Source organism: Roseomonas sp. TF40, from assembly GCF_057219975.1.
Genome location: NZ_JBXVVR010000001.1, coordinates 1197998 through 1218469 on the forward strand (window position 1 = coordinate 1197998; position 20472 = coordinate 1218469).

17 protein-coding genes are annotated in these 20472 nt (G+C 70.5%); 7 read left to right on the forward strand and 10 right to left on the reverse strand.

The genetic code is table 11. The features are described from left to right. Positions 1-48 precede the first annotated feature (48 nt). The 6 genes from AC2D9U_RS05230 to AC2D9U_RS05255 all read right to left on the reverse strand — a co-directional run bounded on the left by AC2D9U_RS05230 (position 49) and on the right by AC2D9U_RS05255 (position 6907). Positions 49-1332: an ABC transporter substrate-binding protein gene (locus AC2D9U_RS05230; protein WP_484747068.1), complete on the reverse strand. Its 1284-nt coding sequence runs from the start codon at positions 1330-1332 to the stop codon at positions 49-51. A 41-nt stretch (positions 1333-1373) separates the two neighbouring features. Continuing rightward, positions 1374-2441 (reverse strand): branched-chain amino acid ABC transporter permease, encoded by a 1068-nt coding sequence (locus AC2D9U_RS05235; RefSeq protein WP_484747070.1) that lies wholly within the window; start codon positions 2439-2441, stop codon positions 1374-1376. 3 nt (positions 2442-2444) lie between these two features. Then, complete coding sequence (locus tag AC2D9U_RS05240) at positions 2445-3338, reverse strand: branched-chain amino acid ABC transporter permease (RefSeq protein ID WP_484747071.1); 894 nt, start codon at positions 3336-3338, stop codon at positions 2445-2447. A 10-nt stretch (positions 3339-3348) separates the two neighbouring features. Further along, entirely contained in the window at positions 3349-5238 is a 1890-nt protein-coding gene (locus AC2D9U_RS05245; RefSeq protein ID WP_484747073.1) for an AMP-binding protein, read from the reverse strand. Then, complete coding sequence (locus AC2D9U_RS05250; protein ID WP_484747074.1) at positions 5235-6044, reverse strand: ABC transporter ATP-binding protein; 810 nt, start codon at positions 6042-6044, stop codon at positions 5235-5237. The genes AC2D9U_RS05245 and AC2D9U_RS05250 overlap by 4 nt, the downstream gene beginning before the upstream one ends. A 107-nt stretch (positions 6045-6151) precedes the next feature. Then, positions 6152-6907: a glycerophosphodiester phosphodiesterase family protein gene (locus tag AC2D9U_RS05255; RefSeq protein WP_484747076.1), complete on the reverse strand. Its 756-nt coding sequence runs from the start codon at positions 6905-6907 to the stop codon at positions 6152-6154. A 100-nt stretch (positions 6908-7007) separates the two neighbouring features. On the opposite strand from AC2D9U_RS05255, the gene AC2D9U_RS05260 reads away from it, so the two are divergent. From AC2D9U_RS05260 to AC2D9U_RS05270, 3 genes are all read left to right on the forward strand, one after another. Next, a complete protein-coding gene (locus tag AC2D9U_RS05260) occupies positions 7008-7310 on the forward strand; it encodes a hypothetical protein (protein WP_484747078.1) in 303 nt (100 codons plus the stop codon). A gap of 312 nt (positions 7311-7622) precedes the next feature. After that, positions 7623-8729, forward strand: a complete 1107-nt coding sequence (locus tag AC2D9U_RS05265; protein WP_484747079.1) for a TRAP transporter substrate-binding protein — start codon at positions 7623-7625, stop codon at positions 8727-8729. A 9-nt stretch (positions 8730-8738) separates the two neighbouring features. After that, on the forward strand, positions 8739-11654 hold the full coding sequence (locus AC2D9U_RS05270; RefSeq protein WP_484747080.1) for a response regulator: 2916 nt from the start codon (positions 8739-8741) through the stop codon (positions 11652-11654). A gap of 12 nt (positions 11655-11666) precedes the next feature. Here AC2D9U_RS05270 and AC2D9U_RS05275 read toward each other — a convergent pair whose 3' ends face one another. Both AC2D9U_RS05275 and AC2D9U_RS05280 read right to left on the reverse strand, forming a co-directional pair. Beyond that, positions 11667-12590: a nucleoside hydrolase gene (locus AC2D9U_RS05275; protein WP_484747082.1), complete on the reverse strand. Its 924-nt coding sequence runs from the start codon at positions 12588-12590 to the stop codon at positions 11667-11669. Beyond that, complete coding sequence (locus AC2D9U_RS05280; RefSeq protein ID WP_484747083.1) at positions 12587-13756, reverse strand: amidohydrolase; 1170 nt, start codon at positions 13754-13756, stop codon at positions 12587-12589. Before AC2D9U_RS05280 ends, AC2D9U_RS05275 begins: the two co-directional genes overlap by 4 nt. Positions 13757-13789: 33 nt before the next feature. Between AC2D9U_RS05280 and AC2D9U_RS05285 the strand changes: the two genes are divergently transcribed. From AC2D9U_RS05285 to AC2D9U_RS05300, 4 genes are all read left to right on the forward strand, one after another. Then, positions 13790-14518 carry a phosphoribosyltransferase gene (locus tag AC2D9U_RS05285; RefSeq protein WP_484747084.1) on the forward strand — a complete coding sequence of 243 codons (729 nt, stop codon included), beginning with the start codon at positions 13790-13792 and terminating at the stop codon, positions 14516-14518. Beyond that, positions 14515-16086 (forward strand): ABC transporter substrate-binding protein, encoded by a 1572-nt coding sequence (locus tag AC2D9U_RS05290; protein ID WP_484747086.1) that lies wholly within the window; start codon positions 14515-14517, stop codon positions 16084-16086. Before AC2D9U_RS05285 ends, AC2D9U_RS05290 begins: the two co-directional genes overlap by 4 nt. Further along, positions 16083-17846, forward strand: a complete 1764-nt coding sequence (locus AC2D9U_RS05295) for an adenine deaminase (protein ID WP_484747087.1) — start codon at positions 16083-16085, stop codon at positions 17844-17846. The genes AC2D9U_RS05290 and AC2D9U_RS05295 overlap by 4 nt, the downstream gene beginning before the upstream one ends. Before the next feature lie 65 nt (positions 17847-17911). Continuing rightward, complete coding sequence (locus tag AC2D9U_RS05300) at positions 17912-18895, forward strand: ABC transporter substrate-binding protein (RefSeq protein WP_484747089.1); 984 nt, start codon at positions 17912-17914, stop codon at positions 18893-18895. Here AC2D9U_RS05300 and AC2D9U_RS05305 read toward each other — a convergent pair. Continuing rightward, positions 18865-19998: an OpgC family protein gene (locus AC2D9U_RS05305; RefSeq protein WP_484747090.1), complete on the reverse strand. Its 1134-nt coding sequence runs from the start codon at positions 19996-19998 to the stop codon at positions 18865-18867. The genes AC2D9U_RS05300 and AC2D9U_RS05305 overlap by 31 nt on opposite strands. Continuing rightward, positions 19998-20462 (reverse strand): hypothetical protein, encoded by a 465-nt coding sequence (locus AC2D9U_RS05310; RefSeq protein ID WP_484747091.1) that lies wholly within the window; start codon positions 20460-20462, stop codon positions 19998-20000. Before AC2D9U_RS05310 ends, AC2D9U_RS05305 begins: the two co-directional genes overlap by 1 nt. Between the last annotated feature and the right edge of the window lie 10 nt (positions 20463-20472).

Below are 20472 nucleotides of genomic sequence, written 5' to 3' on the forward strand. Positions count from 1 at the left end.
CCGCCGGCGCAGCCGCCGGCGGAGGGTTCGTGGCAGGAGCCGCCTGGCTCACCAGCCGAGCCAGTCGCGGCGGCGCGGCAGTTCGACCACCGTCACCGGCTCGACCTTCATCGTGCCGGCGGCCATCAGCTCGGCCACGCTGCCCTGCGCGGTGGGGCCGTTCACGACAGCGCGGTAGAGGCCGACGCGCAGCGTGCCGCGGTGATCATCGGGCGCGAAGTTGGAAGGGTTGCACACGCCCTCGAAGCCGCGCGGCACCCAGTTCTGGCGGGCGTAGAAGCCCTCGCGGATGCGTTCGCCGGTCATCGCGCCGCCGCCCTGCACCGCATGCTCCATGGCCTCCACCATCAGCATCGCGCTGCACACGCCGGCGACGTAGTGCACCGGGCGATAGGCCGTGCCGGCCGCGTCCGAGACGCGGCTGATCTCACGCACCGTGCGCATACCCGGCGCATCCTGGCCCCAGACCGCCGCGGTGCGGACGGGGAAGACCACGCCATTCGCCGCCGTGCCGGCGGCGCGCATCGCGTTCTCATCCATGCCCCAGACATTGCCCAGGAACTGCACCTGCACGCCCGCGGTCTGGCAGGCACGCAACACGGAGATGTTCGAGCCCGCCGTATTGCCGAGATAGGCATAGTTCGCCCCGCCGCTGCGCAGCGTCAGGCATTGCGCGGTGTAGTCGCCCGGCGTCAGGGCGAACTGGATGGCGGGCAGCACATCGAAGCCGAGCTCACGCGCCAGCGTCTCTCCCGCCTCCTTGGGCGAGTTCGGATAGGGGTGGTTCGCCCCCATATGAACGTATTTCGGCCGGCCCTGCTGGCCGCGCGCCTTCCAGTCATCCGCCGCCCATTGCAGCATCGCGCGCAGCGCATCGGAATAGGACGGGCCATAGAAGAAGTTGAAGGGCGCGGCCTCCACGCCCTGGCGGCCGGAGCGCCCGGCGGCATCGGTCAACGCGGCGGAGTAGGAGCCGCTTATGTAGGGGATGCGGTCGCGCGTGACGAAGCGGATCAGCGCCTCGGTGTCCACCGTGCCCCAGCCCTGGATCGCCACCACGCGGTCGCGCGACCAGGCCTGGTACTGGCTGACGGCGCGCGGCGCCTGGTAGCCGTAATCCACGCCGTTGACCGCGAGCGGGCGTCCGCCCACGCCGCGGCGCGTCGCATTCACCCAGGCGAGGGTATCGGCCACACCCTGTCCATAGGGCACACCGACATCCGAGGTCGGGCCGGAATTGTCCATCAGATGGCCGATGGGGATGCGCTGCTGCGCCGCCGCGGGCAGCGAGAGGCTCAGCGCCGCCGCCGCCCCGAGAACCAGTGACTTCATGTGCATGGCATATCCTCCCTGAAGGCCGGGCTTGCTGCCGGCTAGTGTGAATAGGGGTAGAGTTTCCAGTACGCCTTGATCAGGCGCCAGCGCCTTGCGAGCCCATCCGGCTCGAAGATCAGGAACAGCATGATGGCCGCGCCGAGTGCCATCTCGCGCAGGTAGCTGAGCGAATTGCCGAGCCGCAGCGCCTGGTCGATGGCGCTGCCGGAGAGCGCCTCCGCGCCCCATTGCGTCACCTCGGGCAGCATCACCATGAAAGCCGCGCCCATCAGGCTGCCCATGACGGAGCCAAGCCCGCCGATGATCACCATGCCGAGGAACTGGATGGAGAAGAGGATGTTGAAGGCCTCCACGCTCACGAACAGCAGGTAGTGCGCGTAGAGCGCGCCGCCGATGCCGGCGTAGAGGCTCGCGATGCCGAAGGAGAGGGTGCGGTAATAGGCGAGGTTGATGCCCATCATCTCGGCCGAGAGGTAGTGGTCACGCACCGCCACCAGCGCGCGGCCATCGCGCGAGCGCATGAGGTTCGCCGCGGCCACGAACATCACCACGACGTAGAAGAGCGTGAGGTAGAAATAGGTCTCGTCGCGATCGAAGGCGAAGCCGAAAACGGCGGGGCTCTCGGTCATCCGGCCCGCGACGCCACCGGTGAACCAGCGCGCGCGGGCAAAGAAATCCTCGAGGATGAACTGCGCGGCCAGCGTCGCGATGGCGAGGTAGAGACCCTTCAGCCGTGCCGCCGGTGCGCCGAAGACCGTGCCGATGAAGGCCGTGATCAGCCCGGCGAGGGGGATGCAGAGCATCACCGGGATGCCGAAGCGCTCATGCAGCCAGGCCGAGGTGAAGGCACCCAGGCCGAAGAAGGCGGCGTGCCCGATGCTGATCTGCCCGGTGAAGCCGACCAGGATGTTGAGCCCGAGTGCGGCGATGCCCAGGAAGCCGATGTTGATCAGCAGCGAGAGCTCATAGCGCCCGAGCACCAGCGGCGCGCAGCACAGCAGCGCAAGGCCCGCAACCAGCGCAAGGCGGCTGTTGCGCGTGGGGAAGATGGTGGTGTCGGCGGCGTAGCTGGTGCGGTAGTCGCCGCAGGGGGTCATGGCGCTCATGCGCTACACGCGCTCAATGTTTTTCGTGCCGAACAGGCCATACGGCTTGATCAGCAGGATCAGCACCAGCGCGTAGAAGGGCGCGATCTGGAACATGTTGCCCCAGTTCAGCCACTCGCTGTCGATGTAGTGCGCCCAGTTCTCCAGCAGCCCGACGATGATGCCGCCGAGCACGGCGCCAAGGATGGAATCGAGCCCGCCCAGGATCACCGCCGGGAAGACCTTGATGCCGTAGAAGGACAGCGCGGAAGACACGCCGTTCACCACGCCCACCACCACGCCGGCCACCGCCGAGACGACGGCCGAGATCGCCCAGCTCATCGCGAAGACCTTGGGCACGGAGACACCCAGCGACTGCGCCACCTGCTGGTCGAAGGCCGTGGCGCGCATGGCAAGGCCATGCTTGGAGGCGGTGAAGAACCAGCCGAAGGCCGCCATGATGAGCAGCGAGATGGCGAGGCTCATCAGGTACACGCTCTGCACCTCCAGCCCCAGCACGCTGACGCGCTCGACGGCGAAGATCGGCGGGAAGGGCTTGGCGAAGACGCCGAAGATCCACTTCATCAGCGCCTGGAAGAAGATGCCCAGCCCGATCGTCGCCATGATGACGCTGATCACCGGCTCGCCGATCAGCGGGCGCAGCACCACCACCTGCAGCACCACGCCGAAGATCGTCATGAAGACCAGGGTGAACAGGAAGCCGGCATAGAAGGGCAGTTGCCACTCGGAGAGGAACCACCAGCACACCCAGGCGCCCACCAGCAGGAACTCTCCTTGGGCGAAGTTCACCACCTGCGAGGCCTTGTAGATCAGCACGAAGCTCATTGCGACCACGCCATAGAGCGCGCCGACGATCAGCCCGTTCAGCGTGAGTTGCAGCAGTAGCGCCCAATCCATCCCTGCTCTCCTATGCCGCGGCCTGGGCGGGTGCGGGCGCGATGCGCATCACCTGCAGCGTGGTGCGGATGCGCTGCTTCGTGCCGTCCTGGAAGGCGATGGTGGTGTCCACCGGGATCGCCGCGTCGCCGCGATAGATCGCCGCGATGATGTCGCCGTACTTCTGCGCGATCACGCCGCGGCGCACCTTGCGCGTGCGGGTCAGTTCCTCATCATCCGCATCCAGCTCCTTGTAGAGCAGCACCACATCGCGCAGGCGCTGCGCCTCGGGCAGCGTGGCGTTGACGCGGGCAACCTCGGCACGCAGCAGTTCCAGCACAGGCGGCTTGGCGGCGAGGTCCGAATAGGTGGTGAAGGCGATGCGGTTGCGCTCGGCCCATTGGCTGACGATGGGGAAGCGGATGCAGATCATCGCCGCCAGGTGCGACTGTCCCGCGCCCAGCACCACCGCCTCTGCCACATAGGGCGAGAATTTCAGCTTGTTCTCGATGTATTGCGGGCTGAAGCGCACGCCAGCGGCGGTCTCCGCGATATCCTTGATGCGGTCGATCACCACGAGCTGCCCGGCCTTGTCGAAATAGCCGGCATCGCCGGTGTGCAGCCAGCCCTGGCGCAGATCGGCCGGCGCCTCGCCCCCCAGATAGCCGGCGAACATGTTGGGGTGGCGCGTCACGATCTCCCCCACCCCATTCGCATCCGGCGCGTCGATGCGGATCTCGATGGTATCGTCGAAGCCGACGCCGACCGTGTCGAAATCCACCTCGCCCGCGCGGTGCAGCGTATAGGCGCCGAGCAGTTCCGTCTGGCCATAGAGCTGGCGCAGCGGCACGCCCATGGCCTGGAAGAAGCGGAAGGTCTCCGGCCCCAGCGCCGCGCCGCCCGTCGCCGCCGATGTGAGGCGCGAGAAGCCGAGCCGGTCGCGCAGCGCGCGGAACAGCAACGCATCCGCGAGGCCCGAGCGCCGCCCCCGCGCCAGGCCCTCCAGCCCGAGCTTCATGCCAAGCTCGAACATCCGCCGCTTCAGCGGGCTGGCATCCATCACGCGGGCGCGCACTTCCGCCGCCAGGGCTTCCCAGACGCGCGGCGCGAAGAGCACGAAGGTCGGGCCGATCTCCCGGAAATCGGCCATCATCGTCTCGGGTTCCTCGACGAAGTTGACCTTCATCCGCGCGATCAGCCCCCAGCCGAGGACGTAGATCTGCTCCATGATCCAGGGCAGCGGCAGGACGGAGACGTATTCATCCTGCGGTCCCTTCGGGTCCGCCTTGAGATAGGCGTGGCAATGGCGCACCAGCGCGCCGGCGGTGAGCATCGCAAGCTTCGGTCGCGCCGTGGTGCCCGAGGTGGTGCAGAGCACCGCGACGGCTTCGGGATCCTGCGCCGCCAGCAGCGCGTCATAGGCCGCCACATCCACCTCAGCGCCGATCCGGCACAGCGCCTCGGCCGAGATCAGCCGCGGATCCTCCAGCTTGCGCATCCCGCGCGGGTCGGAGAAGACGATGTGGCGCAGCGCCGGCAGACGATCCGAGGCGCCGAGCAGCTTGTCCACCTGCTCCTCATCCTCGGCGAAGACCACCGCCGCGCCGCTGACCTCCAGCAGGTAGGCGACCTCATCCTCCAGCGCGTCGCGATAGACGCCGAGGCTGCGGCAGCCCAGCGCATGGGCGGCGATCTCCGCCATCACCCAATCGGGCCGGTTGTCGCCGATCATGGCGATCACCTCGCCGCGCTGCACGCCGAGCTGCCGCAGACCCAGCGCGAAAAGCCGCGTGCGGGCGTGGTATTCCGCCCAGGTGAAGGCGCGCCAGATGCCGAACTGCTTCTCGCGCAGCGCGATCTCATCCCCATGCCGCGCGGCGTTGTGCGCGAGCAGGCGCGGCAGAGTCTCGAGGCCGCTCACGCGTCCAACTCCGCCGGGTTGGGCACCTCATCCGCATCGCCGAGATAGGCGCGGCGCACCTGCGGGTGGGCCATCACCTCCTCCGGCAGGCCTTCCGCGATCTTGCGACCGAAATCGAGCACCATCACGCGGTGCGAGATGTCCATGACCACGCCCATGTCGTGCTCGATCATCAGCACGGTCATGCCCCATTCCTGGTTCAGGTCCAGGATGAAGCGGGCCATGTCCTCCTTCTCCTCGAGGTTCATGCCGGCCATGGGCTCGTCGAGCAGGATCAGCCGCGGCTTCAGCGCGACGGCGCGGGCCAGTTCCACACGCTTGCGCAGCCCATAGGGCAGCGTGCCGGCCTGCGCCTTGCGCACATGCTGGATCTCGAGGAAATCGATGATCTCCTCAACCTCCCGCCGGTGTTCCAGCTCCTCGCGCTGCGCGCCGCCGAACCAATAGGCCATGCCGCGCAGGAAGCCCGATTTCAGCAGGTGGTGGCGGCCGACCATGATGTTGTCGAGCACGCTCATGTGGCCGAACAGCGCCAGGTTCTGGAAGGTGCGCCCGATCCCCAGCCCCGCGCGGCGGTTGGGGCCAAGACGCGTGATGTCCTGCCCCTGGAACAGGATCCGCCCCTCGGTCGGGCGGTAGCGGCCGGAGATGCAATTGACCATGGAGGTCTTGCCCGCGCCGTTCGGGCCGATGATGGAGAAGACCTCGCCCTCGCGCACGGCAAAGGCGACATCGGTCAGGGCGCGCACGCCACCGAAGCGCAGACTCACGCCCTCGGCGACGAGGAGATTCTCCCCTGTGGCCACGCACCCTCCCAAGAACGCTTGCTTCTTGGGGGAAGTCTAGGCACGGCCAAAGCCGCACCGCAACCTGTTACAGCATCGCCGCACGCAGTGGCGCGGCGCGCGACAGATCAGCACTGGTGGCGCAGGGCGATGGCCAGGGGCGGGTCGTCGGTGGCGAAGACATCCACGCCCATCTCGAGCATCCGGCGGATCGAGCCCGCATGGTTTGCACCCCAGACGCCCAGGCGCAGACCTGCCGCTCGACAGGCGGCCAGGATCTGCGCATCGACCACGCTCTCGGCCATGCCGATCTCGGGAAAGCCATGCGCGCGCGCCACGGCCAGCATGCCCTCGATGCCCAGGTCGCGCAGCGTGGGGATCTCGAGCAGCCAGGCCACGCCGGCCAGGCCGCCGGCCGCCTGCGCCTCGGCCATGGTGTCGGCCTGGAAGCCGATGATCCAGGTCCGGCGGCGCTGCCCCGACGCATCCAGCGCCGCGAGCGTCTTTCCCACGATGCCAGGATAGGCCCGGCGGGAGTCATCCGCCTTGATCTCGATTCGCGGCGCCACCGGCGAAGGGGCGAGGATCTCGAGGTATTCTGCCAGCGTCGGCGGCGCCTCCCCGGCCGTGCCCTTCACGCGCAGCGCGCGGTAGGCGGCCAGGTCGATCTCCGCCACCGGCCCGCGACCATCGGTGGTGCGGTTGAGCGTGGCGTCGTGCATCACCACGACCTCGCCATCGCGGGTCATGTGCACGTCGCACTCCGCCTGCTCGACAGGCAGGCGCGCCGTCTCTCGGAAGGCGCGCGCGCTGTTCTCGGGCCAGAGGAAGAGGCCGCCGCGGTGGCTGGCGATCTCGATGGGTGTCTGTGGGGCCGCATTCATGCCACCATCCTGTCCGAACGATGCGCGCGACGGAAGGGGCCGCACGGGCGGCGCCTTGCGCCCCGGTGCCGGCCTTTTTTCAACCGGCCTGAGAGGAAACATGACACTAGTCCTGGTGGTCCACCATCCCGATGCGGCGCCGGATGCGGCGGCAGAGATGCGCGACGCGCTGCGCGACGCGATCTGGGAGGTGGCGGATGCCCATTGGGCGCTCGGCGCCGATGCGGTCCTGGCCGCCACCGACCTTTCGCCGGACTACCTGCTGGGCCATTTCCGGCGCGCCATCGCCCGGCGCGGGCTCAGCGAGTCGGGCCAGTTGCTGGTGGTGCCCTTCGCACCGCGCAGCGCCTTCATCGGCCTGCCGCCCGACGCGGCGGCCTGGGTGCGCGACCAGCTCGACTGAGCGCCGCCAGGAGTCCAGCCTGGCGCGGCGTCAGTCGAGGCAAGGGCATGCGAAAATGCCGGCGCGGCTTCGCGTTAAGGTTGCCGCAATCCCCCTGTTGCTTGCTATAAGGCGCGGCGTGGCCTTTCGCGTTGCCACCTCCGAGCTGGATCGTCGCTTTTGCTGCGGCGCCGGCCGGCCTCCGCTTCCACGCGACGGCGCATGCAAGGCCCAGGGACAAGGCAGGCGGCAAGGACGACACGGGAAGACGACACGAGAAGTTGACCGGGGACAGGGTCCCCTCGGCCAAGGGCGTTTCGAATGGCGTTTGGGATGGCATTGCAGATGTGGAGCGCACCGGCCAGCAGGGGAATCGGCTTCGGCCGCCCCCTCACTCTCCTGCGCCTCGCGCTCTGCCTGCTCGGCCTGCTGGTCGTCCTGCCCGTTCCGGTGGCCGCGCAGCAGCCGATCCGCCTGAAGGTGGTGGGCGGGCTCGCCAATGTCAGCCAGTATCTGCGCTACGAGGAGCCCTTCTGGCGCAGCCGCATCACCGAGATCACCGCGGGGCGGGTGGTGGCCGAGATCGCCCCCTTCGACCGCAGCGGCATCCGCGGGCAGGAGATGCTGCAGCTCATGAGGCTCGGCGTCGTCCCCTTCGGCACGGCGCTGCTTGCCGTGGTGGCGACCGAGGAGCCGGAATTCAACGCGGTGGACCTGCCCGCCCTGTCGCCGGACATGGCGACGCTGCGCCAGACCGTGCGCGCCTTCCGCCCGCATCTGGGAGAGGTGCTGCGCGAGCGCTACCAGATCGAGCTTCTGGGCGTGTATACCTACCCCGCCCAGGTCGTGTTCTGCGCGCGGCCCTTCAACGGACTGGCCGACCTCGCGGGTCGGCGCATCCGCACATCCTCCGTCGGACAGTCGGAGATGGTGCAGGCTCTGGGCGCCACGCCCGTGGTCACGCCCTTTGCGGAGATGGTGCAGGCCGTGCGCGGCGGGGTGGTGGAATGCGCCATCACCGGCACGCTGTCGGGCAATGCGGTCGGGCTGCATGAGGTGACGAGCCATGTGCACGCCATGGCGCTGGCCTGGGGCATTTCGGTCTTCGGCGCGAACCAGACGGCCTGGGCCGCCCTGCCGGCCGACATCCAGGCGCAGATGCGCCGCGGCGTCGCCGAACTCGAGGAAGAGATCTGGTCGGCCGCCGACCGCGAGACCGGCGAGGGCCTGGCATGCAATTCCGGCCAGGCGGGCTGCACGACCGGACGGCGTGGCACCATGACCGTGGTGCCCGTCAGCGCCGCCGATGAGGAACGCCGCCGCCGCCTGCTGACCGAAGTCGTGCTGCCGCGCTGGGTCAGCCGCTGCGGCGTCGATTGCGTGGAAGCCTGGAACGAGCATCTCGGCCCGGTGCTCGGCATCCGGGCGCGGGTTGAGTAGCGGCACGCGATGCACAACGCCCGCCTCCTTCGTCTCGCTGTCCTGGCGGCCGCCATCGCCATCCTGCTTGCGCAGGTGGTGGCGACAGTGCTGCTGCTGGACCGCGCGCGGGAGGCCGCCCTGGCGGCGGCACAGGACACCGCAAGCCGCGTCGGCCGGGCGGTGGAGGCCTCGATCAACCGCAGCTTCGTGCAGGTCGATGCGATGCTCGCCGGCCTGCCCGCCATCCTCGCCCCTTTCCACCGCGATGGCCGCTTCGACGCGAATGGCGCCAGCCGCGTGATGCGCGAGCTGAACAACCAGAACTTCACCTTCCGCGACGTGCTGCTGGTGGATGCCGAAGGCCTGCCCATCGCCACCGCGCTCAGCGTCTCGCGCCGCCGGCCGCTGCCGCTCGCCCTTGGTTCGGCGTTCCAGGATACCGGGCCCAATGCGGGCGGGGTGATGATCGGCGGGCCGGTGCGCAACCCCGCCACGGGCGAATGGGCGCTGTTCTTCGCTCGGCCCCTCGTCATGCCCGGCCTCGGTTCCGTGACCGCCGTGGCCGAGGTGCCGGTGCAGGTCGTGACCTCGCTGCTCGCGCTCGGTGGTGAGGCGCCGGGCCTGCGCGTGACGCTGGAACGCGACGACGGCACGCTGCTCGCCGCCCTGCCGCATGACGAGACGCGGATCGGCCGGCGGCTGCAGCCCCCCGCCCAGGCGCTCGCGACCGGCGAGGACATCCGCAGCCGCTTCAACGGCGAACCCGTGCTGGTGTCGGTGCGGCCCACGCTCTACCCGGCGCTCTCCATCGCCACCACGATCGAGCGCAGCCAGGCCCTGGCCGGCTGGGCCGCGGACCGCGAGCGCGCGCTGATCGTCTCCGTCGCCTTCGCCGGGCTGGTGATGGCGCTGGCCGCCGCCCTGCTGCTCGGCCTGCGCCAGCGCGAGCGCGTGGAGGCCGAGCGCGCACGCTGGCGCCGCACGCTGGAGAACGCGCTGGAGAGCATGTCCGACGGCTTCGTGATGTTCGGCCCGGACGACAGGCTGATCGCCTGCAACCAGCGCTACAAGGAGTTCTACGCGATCTCCGCGCCCTTCATCCAGGCGGGCGCCGCCTTCCGCGACATCATGCGCGAAGGCGCGCGGCGCGGGCAGTATCCGCAGGCCGTGGGCGACATCGAGGCCTTCATCGACGAGATGGATCGCTGGCGCCACGCCAACAACCCGCCCATCGAACGCCTGCTGCCCGATGGCCGCTGGGTGCTGATCACCGAGCGCAGCACCCCCGATGGCGGCACGGTGGGCATCCGCACCGACATCACGCCGCTCAAGCGCGCCATGGAGGAACTCGCCAGCGCGCGCGACGCCGCCCGGGCCGCGGGGGAGGCCAAGAGCCAGTTCCTCGCGCGCATGTCGCATGAACTGCGCACGCCGCTGAACGGCGTGCTCGGCTTCGCCCAGGTGCTGCTGCGCGACCCCGCACTCACCCCCGAGCAGCGCGACCAGGTGAACATGCTGCACGACGCCGGTCGGCACCTGCTGGAACTCGTGAACAGCCTGCTCGACCTGTCGAAGATCGAGGCCGGCAAGCTCGATTTGCACCTGCGCCCCATCGCGCTGCGACCACTGCTCGAAGCCTGTGCCGGTCTCCTGACGCCCGAGGTGGAGCGCAAGGGCATCGCCTTCTCCCTCCACCTCGCCCCGGGCACGCCCGAGGCGGTGGAGGCCGACGCCACCCGCGTGCGGCAGATGCTGCTGAACCTGCTCTCCAATGCCGTGAAGTTCACCCCCGCCGGCGGGCGCGTGATCCTGCGCGCCCTTCCCCTCGCTGCTCCCGCGGGCGGCCTGCGCTTCGAGGTGCAGGACAGCGGCCCCGGCGTGCCCGCCGACAAACGGCATCTGCTGTTCGAGGATTTCTCGCAACTCGCGCCGGTCGCGGGGGAAGGCGTGGGCACCGGACTTGGCCTGGCCATTTCCGCCCGGCTGGCCGAGGCGATGGGTGGGCGCATCGGCTGCGACGCGGCGACCCGCGTGGGTGCCCTGTTCTGGGTGGAACTGCCGCTGAAGCCCGCGGCGCTCCCGACTTCCGCCGAGGTGCTTCCCGCCCCCGGACTGGGGGGCGGCACGGGGCCGCGCAGCCTGCGCGTGCTGGTGGCCGATGACGTCGCCGCCAACCGCATGGTGGCGCGCGCCATGCTCGTCGCCGCCGGGCACCGGGTGGACAGCGCCGCCGATGGGGCCGAGGCCTTGGCCGCCGTGGCGCGCGAGACCTATGACGTGGTGCTGATGGACCTGCAGATGCCGGTGATGGACGGGCTGGAGGCCACGCGCCGGATCCGCGAGCTGGATGGCGGTCGGGCCAGCGTGCCGATCCTTGCCGTCACGGCCTCCGCCCTGCCCGAGCAGGTCGAGGCCTGCCGGGAAGCCGGCATGGATGGGCACCTCGCCAAGCCGATCGACCGCGAGAGCCTGCTTGCCGCGGTCAGCAGCCTCGCCGCCGGCGGGACACTGGCACAATCGGCCCGCCAGCCCGTGCTCGATCCGCGCCAGCCGCTGCTCGACAAGGCGGCGCTGCTGCACCTCGCGGCCGATATCGGACCGACGGCGGACATGGTCATCAGCGAATTCGTCGCCGAGCTGCGGCTGGGGCATGAGACGCTCTCGACCCCTGGCATCCTCCAGGACCTGCCCCGGCTGCGCCATGCCGGGCACAGGCTTCTGGGTGCGGCGCGCACGCTCGGCGCGCGGCGGCTTGGCGCGGCGGCCGAGGCGATGCAGGCGGAGATCCATGCCGGGCGCGACCCGGCGGCCGCGCTGCGGGTGGTGCTGGAAACCGCGGAGGCCACGCTGCCGCTGCTGGTCGCCCCCCTCGATCGCAACCCGCACAACGATGCCGGTCCACGCCTGGGTGGCAGGCTCGCGGCCCAGGGGGCGGGCGACTGAGCCTGCCTGACCCTATGGCAGGGCGCTGATCCGCGCCGCCAGCAGGTCGAAGAAGCCCTCCGCGTCCAGCGTCTCCAGCACGCCGCAATTGGGCGGCAGGCCCAGCCGGTCCCAGCGGTCGATCACGGTGCGGCCGCGGTTCGGCCCCGGCGCGCATTCGACCTGCAGATGCACCGCGCGCCGCGTGAACAGGCTGGGGGCGAGCAGCCACGCCACGGCGCAGGGATCGTGCAGCGGGAAGCCGCGGAAGCCCATCCGCCTGGAGGGCGGCAGGGCGCGCAATATGTCCCGCGCCGCCTGCCAGCAGGCGCCGCCGCGCCGCCCATCCAGATGCGCCACGACCTCGGGCGTCACGAAGGCCTGGGCGGTGAGGTCGAGCGTCGCAAGGGTGAGTGGCACGCCAAGCCCGGTGAGGATGGCCAGCGCCTCGGGGTCGTTCCAGGCGTTGAACTCGGCCGCGGGGGTGATGTTGCCCTCGGCCCAGGCGCCCGACATCAGCACGATCTCCGCCACGCGATCGGTGAGCGCGGGCTCGGCGGCGAAAGCGAGGGCGAGGTTCGTCACGGGGCCGAGGCCGATCACGGTGACGCTGCCCGGCGCGGCGGCGCGCAGCGTGGCGCGGATGGCGTCGGCGGCGATGCCGGGGGAGAGCGCCGCGCCCTCGGGCAGGGTCACGCCGCCGATGCCGTCCTGCCCATGCACCGCGGTCTCCGAGCGGAAGGGCGCCATCAGCGAGCGCTCCGCGCCGGCGACGATGGGGATGGCCTGGCCGGTGAGCCCGACCACGGCACGCGCATTGGCCGTGGTGCGATCGAGCCCGACATTGCCGCCCGCCACCGTGATCAGCCGCACATCGAGTTCGGGCGAGGCCAGCGCGAGCCACAGCGCGATGGCGTCATCCGTGCCGGGGTCGCAATCGATGATGGTGGGGATCATGCCAATTCACTCTCGACAAGGGAGCACCAGAAGGCCGCGCCATGGATCAGCGCGGCGTCGTTGAAGTCGAAATGCGGGTTGTGGTGGAACCCCTCCGGATGCGCCGGCGCGCCGGTGCCGAGCCAGCAATAGGCGCCGGGGAGCCGCGCCAGGAACTCGGAGAAATCCTCGCCGGCGGTGATCGGCGGGTGGTCGTCCTGCACGGCGAGCGCATACCCCGTCGCGGCGCGGACCATCGCGGCGGCCTGGGGCGCGTGGTTCACCGTGGGCGCGAGGCGGCGGGTGTAGATCGGCATCGCGTCCACGCGGTGCAGCGCGGCGGCGGCCTGCGCGATCTCGCCGATGCGGCGGGCGATGTGCTCGCGCACCTCGGCGGTCAGCGCGCGCGCCGTGCCCTTCACGAAGACCGCGGCGGGAATGACGTTCGGCGCGGCCGGATCGCCCGCGGCGATGTGCCCCACGCTGACCACGCCGGTGGCCAGCGGGTCGAGCTCACGCGCTGCGATCATCTGAAGTGCCACGATGAACTGCGCGGCGGCGAGCGTCGCATCCGTGCCCAGATGCGGCTTCGCGCCATGCGTGCCCGCGCCCGTGAAGGTCACCTCCCAGGTGTCGGAACTGGCCAGCACCGGGCCCTTCGGCACGGCGATGGTGCCAAGCGGCAGGCCGGGCAGGTTGTGCAGCCCGTAGACGGCATCGACGGGAAAGCGATCGAACAGCCCCTGCTCGACCATCACCCGCGCCCCGCCGAGCGATTCCTCGGCGGGCTGGAAGATGAGCTGCACAGTGCCGGCGAAGCGGTCCCGATGCGTGCTCAGCCAGTGCGCCGCGCCGAGCAGCATGGCGGTGTGGCCGTCATGCCCGCAGGCATGCATCCGCCCCGGCGTGGTGCTGGCATAGGGCAGGCCCGTGACCTCGGTCATCGCCAGCGCATCCATGTCGGCGCGCAGGCCGATGGCGCGGTTGCCGGGCCGCCCGCGAAGCGTGCCGACCACGCCCGTGCCGGCCACGCCCTCGGTCACCTCGATCCCCCAGCCGCGCAGCAGCTCGGCGACGATGCGGGCGGTGCGGTGTTCCTGGAAGCCCAATTCGGGATGGCGATGCACGTCCTGCCGCCACTCGGTCATGGTGGCGTGCAGGGGCGCGAGGGCCTCGGGCTTGGGCAAGGGCAGGCTCCGGTTGCAGGCAGCGGGTGCAGCATGGCACGCTCACCGGGCATTGCCCAACGGATCACCATGGCCTTCTGGCAGCAATTCGGCGCGTCTGCTCCCGCCACGGGCCCGTATCGCGACACCTACCCCGCGACGCTGCCGGAGGGGTTGCGCCTTGACCTCCCGTTGCGCGATTTCGGCAGCTTCGCCGTGGCGGGGCTCATCGCCAACCAGGCGAGCTTCGCTGTCGTGCGCCGGCTCGCGGGGTGGATGACCGAGGTGGCGCGCCCCTTCGGCGCCGAGGTGGTGGTGGGGCTGCCGAGCCTCGGCCAGGTCTTCGCGCCCCTGGTGGCGGAGGCGCTGGGGCACGCGAACTGGGTGGCGCCGGGCTGGTCGCGCAAGCGCTGGTATGAGGAAGCGCTGAGCGTGCCCATGCACTCCATCACCTCGCCGCTGGAGCGCCGGCTCTGGCTCGACCCGCGCCTGCTGCCACGCCTGGCCGGCAAGCGCGTGCTGCTGGTGGATGACGTGATCTCGACCGGAGCCTCGGCGCTCGCCGGCCTCGCGCTGCTGCGCGCCGCGGGCGTCTCGCCGGTGGCGATGGTGGTGGCGATGGCGCAGGGCGATCGCTGGCAGGCGGGCTGGCCCGCCCCGCTACCGCTCCGCGCCGCCTTCGCCACGCCGCTCTTCAGGCCCTCGCCGGAGGGCTGGCTGCCCGATCCGGCCAGCGCGCCACTCTCGCTCTGCCCGCTTCTGACCAAGGACCTTGCCGCATGATCCGTCCCTTCCGCGCTGCGCTTCTGGGTGCCGCACTCCTCGCCACGCCGGCGCTGGCGCAGGAGAACATCCGCATCGGCGTGGAGGCGGGCCCGACCTCGCTCGATCCGCATTTCGCCAGCCTGATCACCAACATCGCCTTCAGCCGCCACGTCTTCCAGCCGCTGATGGAGCAGGACCACAAGCAGGATCTGCGCCCGGCCATCGCCACCTCGATGCGCGCCATCGACCCGCTGACCTGGGAGGTGAAGCTCGACCCGCGCGCGCGCTTCCATGACGGCGCGCCGGTGACGGTGGAGGATGTGGCCTTCACCATCAGCCGCGCCGGCGACGTGCCGAACTCGCCCTCATCCTTCCGCTACGCCACGCGCCCGATCGCGGCGGTGGAGGCGGTGGATGCGACGACGCTGCGCATCCGCACCACCCAGCCCACGCCGCTGCTGCCCAACTTCCTCGCCCTGGTCATGATCGTCTCGAAGAAGCATGGCGAGGGGGCGGCGACCACGGACTACAATTCGGGCCGCGCGATGATCGGCACCGGGCCCTTCCGACATGTCAGCTGGCAGCCCGGCAGCCCGGTGGTGATGGAGCGCAACCCGGCCTTCCACGGCGCGGCGCCGGCCTTCGCCCGCGTCGAATTCCGCCCCATCGTCAATGCCGGCGCGCGCGTCGCGGCCCTGCAGGCGGGCGATGTCGATCTGATCGAGATCGTGCCCCCCGACCATTTCGCCCGCTTCCGCGCCGAGAGCGCGCGCTACAGCGTGGCGGAGAGCCCCTCGAACCGCCTGATCTTCCTCACCCTCGACTCGGATCGTGAGGACAGTCCGCATATCCGCGGCAAGGATGGCGCGCGCATCAGCAACCCGCTGCGCGACCCGCGCGTGCGGCGCGCGCTCTCGCTCGCCATCAACCGCGAGGCGCTGGTCAGCCGCGTGCTGCAGGGCCAGGCGCTGGCGGCGGGCGATCTCGGCCCACCCGGCTATTTCGGCACCTCGCCCGACATGACGCCCCCGCCCTTCGACCTCGACCAGGCGCGCCGCCTGCTGGCCGAGGCCGGCTGGGCGCAGGGCTTCGCCGCCCAGCTCAACGGGCCGAACGACCGCTTCGTGAATGACGAGCAGGTGGTGCAGGCCATCGCGCAGATGTGGACGCGGCTCGGCCTCGCCATCAATGTCGAGACGCGCACCCGCGCGGTGTGGCTGAGCGAGGCGGCGCAGCTGCGCTACTCCATCAACCTCGCCGGCTTCTCGCCCAACCCGGAATTGCTGGGCATGCTCGAGACGCAGATCCATAGCTGGAACACCACGCTCGGCCTCGGCACCGCCAATCGCGGCCGCTTCAGCAATGCGGAGATCGACGCGATCATCCAGCGCGCGCGCACCACCATCGACGACGAACAGCGCCGCGCCCTGACGCAGCAGGCCACGCGCATGGCGCTGGTGGACCAGACCGCGCTGATCCCGCTCTACTTCCAGGTGAACACCTGGGCGATGCGCCGCGGCTTCACCTTCGAGGCGCGGACGGATGAGATGACGCTCGCGACCTCGGCGGGGCGCGCTGCGCGATGAACCAACAGGTTGAAGCGGCGGTTCGCGCCCGCGCCGTCCAGGCGGCGCGGGGCTCGGCGCGCTTCGACCTGCTGCTGACCGGCGGCACGGTGGTGGATGTTGCGACGGGCGAGTTGCGCGCGGCCGATATCGGCATCGTCGGGCCGCTGATAGCCTCGGTGCATCCACCCGGCACGCGCGAGGATGCGGATGTCCTCGAGGATGTCACGGGCCGCTTCCTCACCCCCGGCTTCATCGACAGCCATCTGCACTACGAAAGCAGCCTGATGGCGCCGGCCGACTACGCCGCCATCGTCGTGCCCGCCGGCACCACGACCTGCGTGTGGGACCCGCATGAGCTGGCGAATGTGCTCGGGCTGGAGGGCGTGCGCTGGGCGATCGAGGCGTCGCGCGGCCTGCCGCTGCGCAGCCTGATCGCCGCCCCCTCCTGCGTGCCCTCCGCACCGGGGCTGGAGCGCGCCGGGGCCGAGATCCAGGCGGCCGAGATGGCCGAGATGCTGTCCTGGCCCGAGGTGGTCGGCGTGGCCGAGGTGATGGACATGCCCGGCGTGCTGCGCGGCACGGCGCATATGTCCGGCATCGTCGGCGCCGGCCTCGCCAGCGGCAAGAACGTGAACGGCCATGCGCGCGGCCTGATCGACGCCGAGTTGCAGGCCTATGCCACCGCCGGCGTGACCTCCGACCACGAGATCACCGCCGCCGAGGACTTCCTGCAGAAGCTGCGCGCGGGCCTGACCGTGGAGTTGCGTGGCAGCCATGACCAGGTGCTGCCCGGCGCCATCGCAGCACTCGCCACCCTGCCGCTGCTGCCGCCCAATTTGGTGCTCTGCACCGATGACGTCTTCCCCGACGAACTCGTCGCCAAGGGCGGGCTGCGTGACACCATCGCCCGGGTCATCGCGCGCGGCCTCTCGCCGATCAGCGCGATCCGCCTCGTCACCCTGCATGCGGCGATGCGGCTCAAGCGCGACGATCTAGGTCTGGTCGCGCCGGGGCGCCGCGCCGATATCGTGGTGCTGTCGGACCTCACCGGCGTGAAGGTCGAGCGCGTGGTGGTGGATGGCGCGCTGGTGGCGCGCGAGGGCAAGCTGCTGCGCCCGCCGAGGCGCGACCAGGCCGCCCTGCCCTCCTCCATGCATCTGCCGCCGCAGCCGGAATCCGCCTTCCGACTGCGCGTGGCGGGCGTCACCCACGGCAGGGCGCGGCTGCGCAAGATCATCGGCAACCGCTTTCCCCGCTGGGGCGAGATCGAGGTCGAGGTGCGGGACGGCTACGCCCTGCCGCCACCCGGTCACGCGCTGCTGAGCGTGACGCATCGCCACGGCAAGGCGCCCCCCCTGCCACAGACCTGTCTGACGGATGGCTGGGGCGCGTTGCGCGGCGCCATCGCCACCACCATCGCGCATGACAGCCACAATCTGCTCGTGCTCGGCAGCAACGAGGCCGACATGGCGACGGCGGCGAATGCGCTGATCGCGGCGGGCGGCGGCATGGCCGTCGCGCAGGGCGGCGCCGTGACGGCGCTGCTGGCGCTGCCCATCGCCGGGCTGCTCGCCACCACGCCGCCCTGGGCCACCGCCGAGGCCTTCGCGGCACTCCGCGCGGCGGCCGACCAGGTCTGCGACTGGCAGCCACCCTACCGCGTCTTCCGCGGCATCACCGGCATCTCGCTGGCCTGCAACCAGGGCCCGCACCTCACCGATCTGGGGCTGACGGACGGCACCACGGGCGAGATCTTCGACCCCGCCGAGCCGCTCTGAGAGGCGCTTGCCACGCCGGCAAGCCTTGGGTCATGCTGCGTGCAATCGATTGGGGGAGACATTCCATGACCAGCATGACGCGCCGCGCGATCCTCGGCGCCACCGCCGCCACCCTCGCCGCGCCGGGGCTCGTTCGGGCGCAGACCACGACGCTGAAGGTGAAGGTCTTCCCGGGCCTCGCCAACCTGCCGCTCTTCTCGGCGCAGCATACCGGCGCCTTCGCGCGCCGCGGGCTCATCATCGAGATCGAGAACACGCCCAATTCCGACGTGCTGCGCAACGGCCTCGCGCGCGGCGATCACCAGTTGGTCGTCGCCGGCGTGGACAATGCGGTGGCGATGAACGAGGCCGGGCACGACATCGGCATCCTCCATGGCGGCGACAGCGCCTTCAACGCCTTCTTCGTGAAGCCCGAGATCACGGGCTGGGCGGATATGCGCGGCAAGACGCTGATCGTCGATGCGCCGAACACGGCCTATGCGCTGGTCGCCTACAAGATGCTCGACATGAATGGCCTGCCGCGCGGCAGCTACACCATCCGCCCCACGGGCGGCACCTTCGCGCGCTATGAGCTGATGTTCAACGACCCCACCGCGCATGGCTCGATGCTGAACCCGCCCTTCAGCCTGCAGGCGCAGGATCGTGGCCTGCGCAAGCTCGCGGACGTGACCGATGTGGTCGGCCCCTATCTGGGCAATGCCGGCTGGGCGATGCGCGAGTGGTCGCGCCAGAACCCCGAGATCGTCACGCGCTACCTCGCCGCCTATGTCGAGGGCGTGCGCTGGATGCTCGCCCCCGCCAACAAACCCGCGGTGGTCGGGCTGCTGTCGGAGCGCCTGCGCCTGACGCCGGCGCTGGCCGAGCGCAACCTCGCGCTGCTCACCGCGCCCAACACCGGCTCGGCCACCGATGCGCGCTTCGACCTGCGCGGCTTCGAGAATGTGCTGAAGATCCGCGCCGAGGTACTGGGCAGCTGGGGCGGCACGCCGCCCGCCGCCACGCGCTACCTCGACCTCGGCTATTGGGAGCGCGCGGTCGCCACGCTGTAGCCGGCGGCGGCGCGGGGGCGCGCACCCTCGCGCCAGCGGGCGAAGGCGATCAGCAGCAGGATGCCGGCCGGGATCAGCGTGAGATCGAGCGCGATCCGCTGCGCCGGGAACAGGCTGAACAGCCCGGCCGCGATCCAGGAGAGGAACAGCCCGAGGCAGAAGACCTGCAGGCTGTTGCGCCCGATCGCCGCCATCGCCTGCGGGAAGGCCGTGTGCATCCACGGCGCCTCGCGCGGGATCAGCATCGAAACCAGCCAGGCCAGCGCCAGCGCATGGGCGAGGCGCAGCGGTGCGAGCGTATCCTTCGCCGTCAGCGCCAGCACCCACTCCTGCGACACCGGCACGAAGCCGTGCTGGCCGAGCTTCACCCACAGCCCCACCAGCACCACCGCCACCGCCATCGACACCAGCCAGGAAGGCCGCGGCAGCGGCGCGGCGCCATGCAGCGCGCGCCAGCCGAGCCAGGCGCCGGTCATGAACAGCACCTGCCAGGCGAAGGGATCGAAGGCGATCCAGCGCCCGCCGAGGCCGGGCGGCATCAGCCCGAAGGCCTGGGTCGCGGCATAAAGCGCCCAGGGCAGGACCAGCGCCTTGGCGCCGAAGCGCTCCAGCAGCCAGACGAAGCCGGGCAGCACCAGCATGCACCAGATGAAGATCGGCAGCACGCCCATGAAGTCGGGCTGGTAGAGCCCCACCGCCGCGCCGGGGATGGCGAACCAGGGCGCATCCGCAAGCCAGGTCCAGCCATGGGCCCCGACCACGCCTTCGAGCGGCGTGAAGATCTCGGCGCCGAAGACCATGGCGGCGAAGGCGAAGAAGACGACCAGATGCGTCACCCACAGCCGCTTCGCACGACCATGGAGGTCGCGCACGGCGCGGCCGAAGCCATCCCGTGCGCGCTTCAACGAGAAGACCGAGCCCAGCACCAGGCCCGAGAGCAGCACGAACTGCTCGGAACTGTCGGAGGTCCCCCAGGCGGCATGGATGCCCCAGGCGAAGGCGGTGCCGAAGGCGTGGCTGACGAAGATCGAGACCTGCATCCAGCCGCGCAGCACATCCAGCCGCAGGTCGCGCGGCGGGCGGGCGGGGACCGTCGCGCGCATCAGGCTGCGGCCGGCAGGAAGCGGGCGCGCAGCTTCTCGACCAGGGCGAAGGCCTCGGCGCGATGCGCGTAGAGAATGAAGCCGGCGCAGAAGAAGGTGAAGACCGCTTCCTTGAACAGCACGCCGCCATCGCCGTAGGGGTCGATGCCGAGCGGGCTGACGGTGTGGAAGAAGATCGCGCCCCCCATCGTGCCGAAGGACAGCGCGGCGCCGATCATGCGCGTGCGCGGGATCAGCACGAAGACGGCGCAGAAGATCTCGAGGATGGCGACGAAGAGGCGGAAGGGCTTCTCCCCGCCCGGCGTGCCGAGCCAGTCGGAGAGGATGGTGAAGAGGTAGACCGAGCCCTCATTCCCCGTGAGCTTGAACTGCTGGTACCAGGTCAGTTCGTAGGCGATCCAGATCGCCGCCGGCCAGGCCAGCAGGCGCAGGAGGCGATCGGTGCGGGAGAGGGCGTCGGCCATGGCGGGGGTC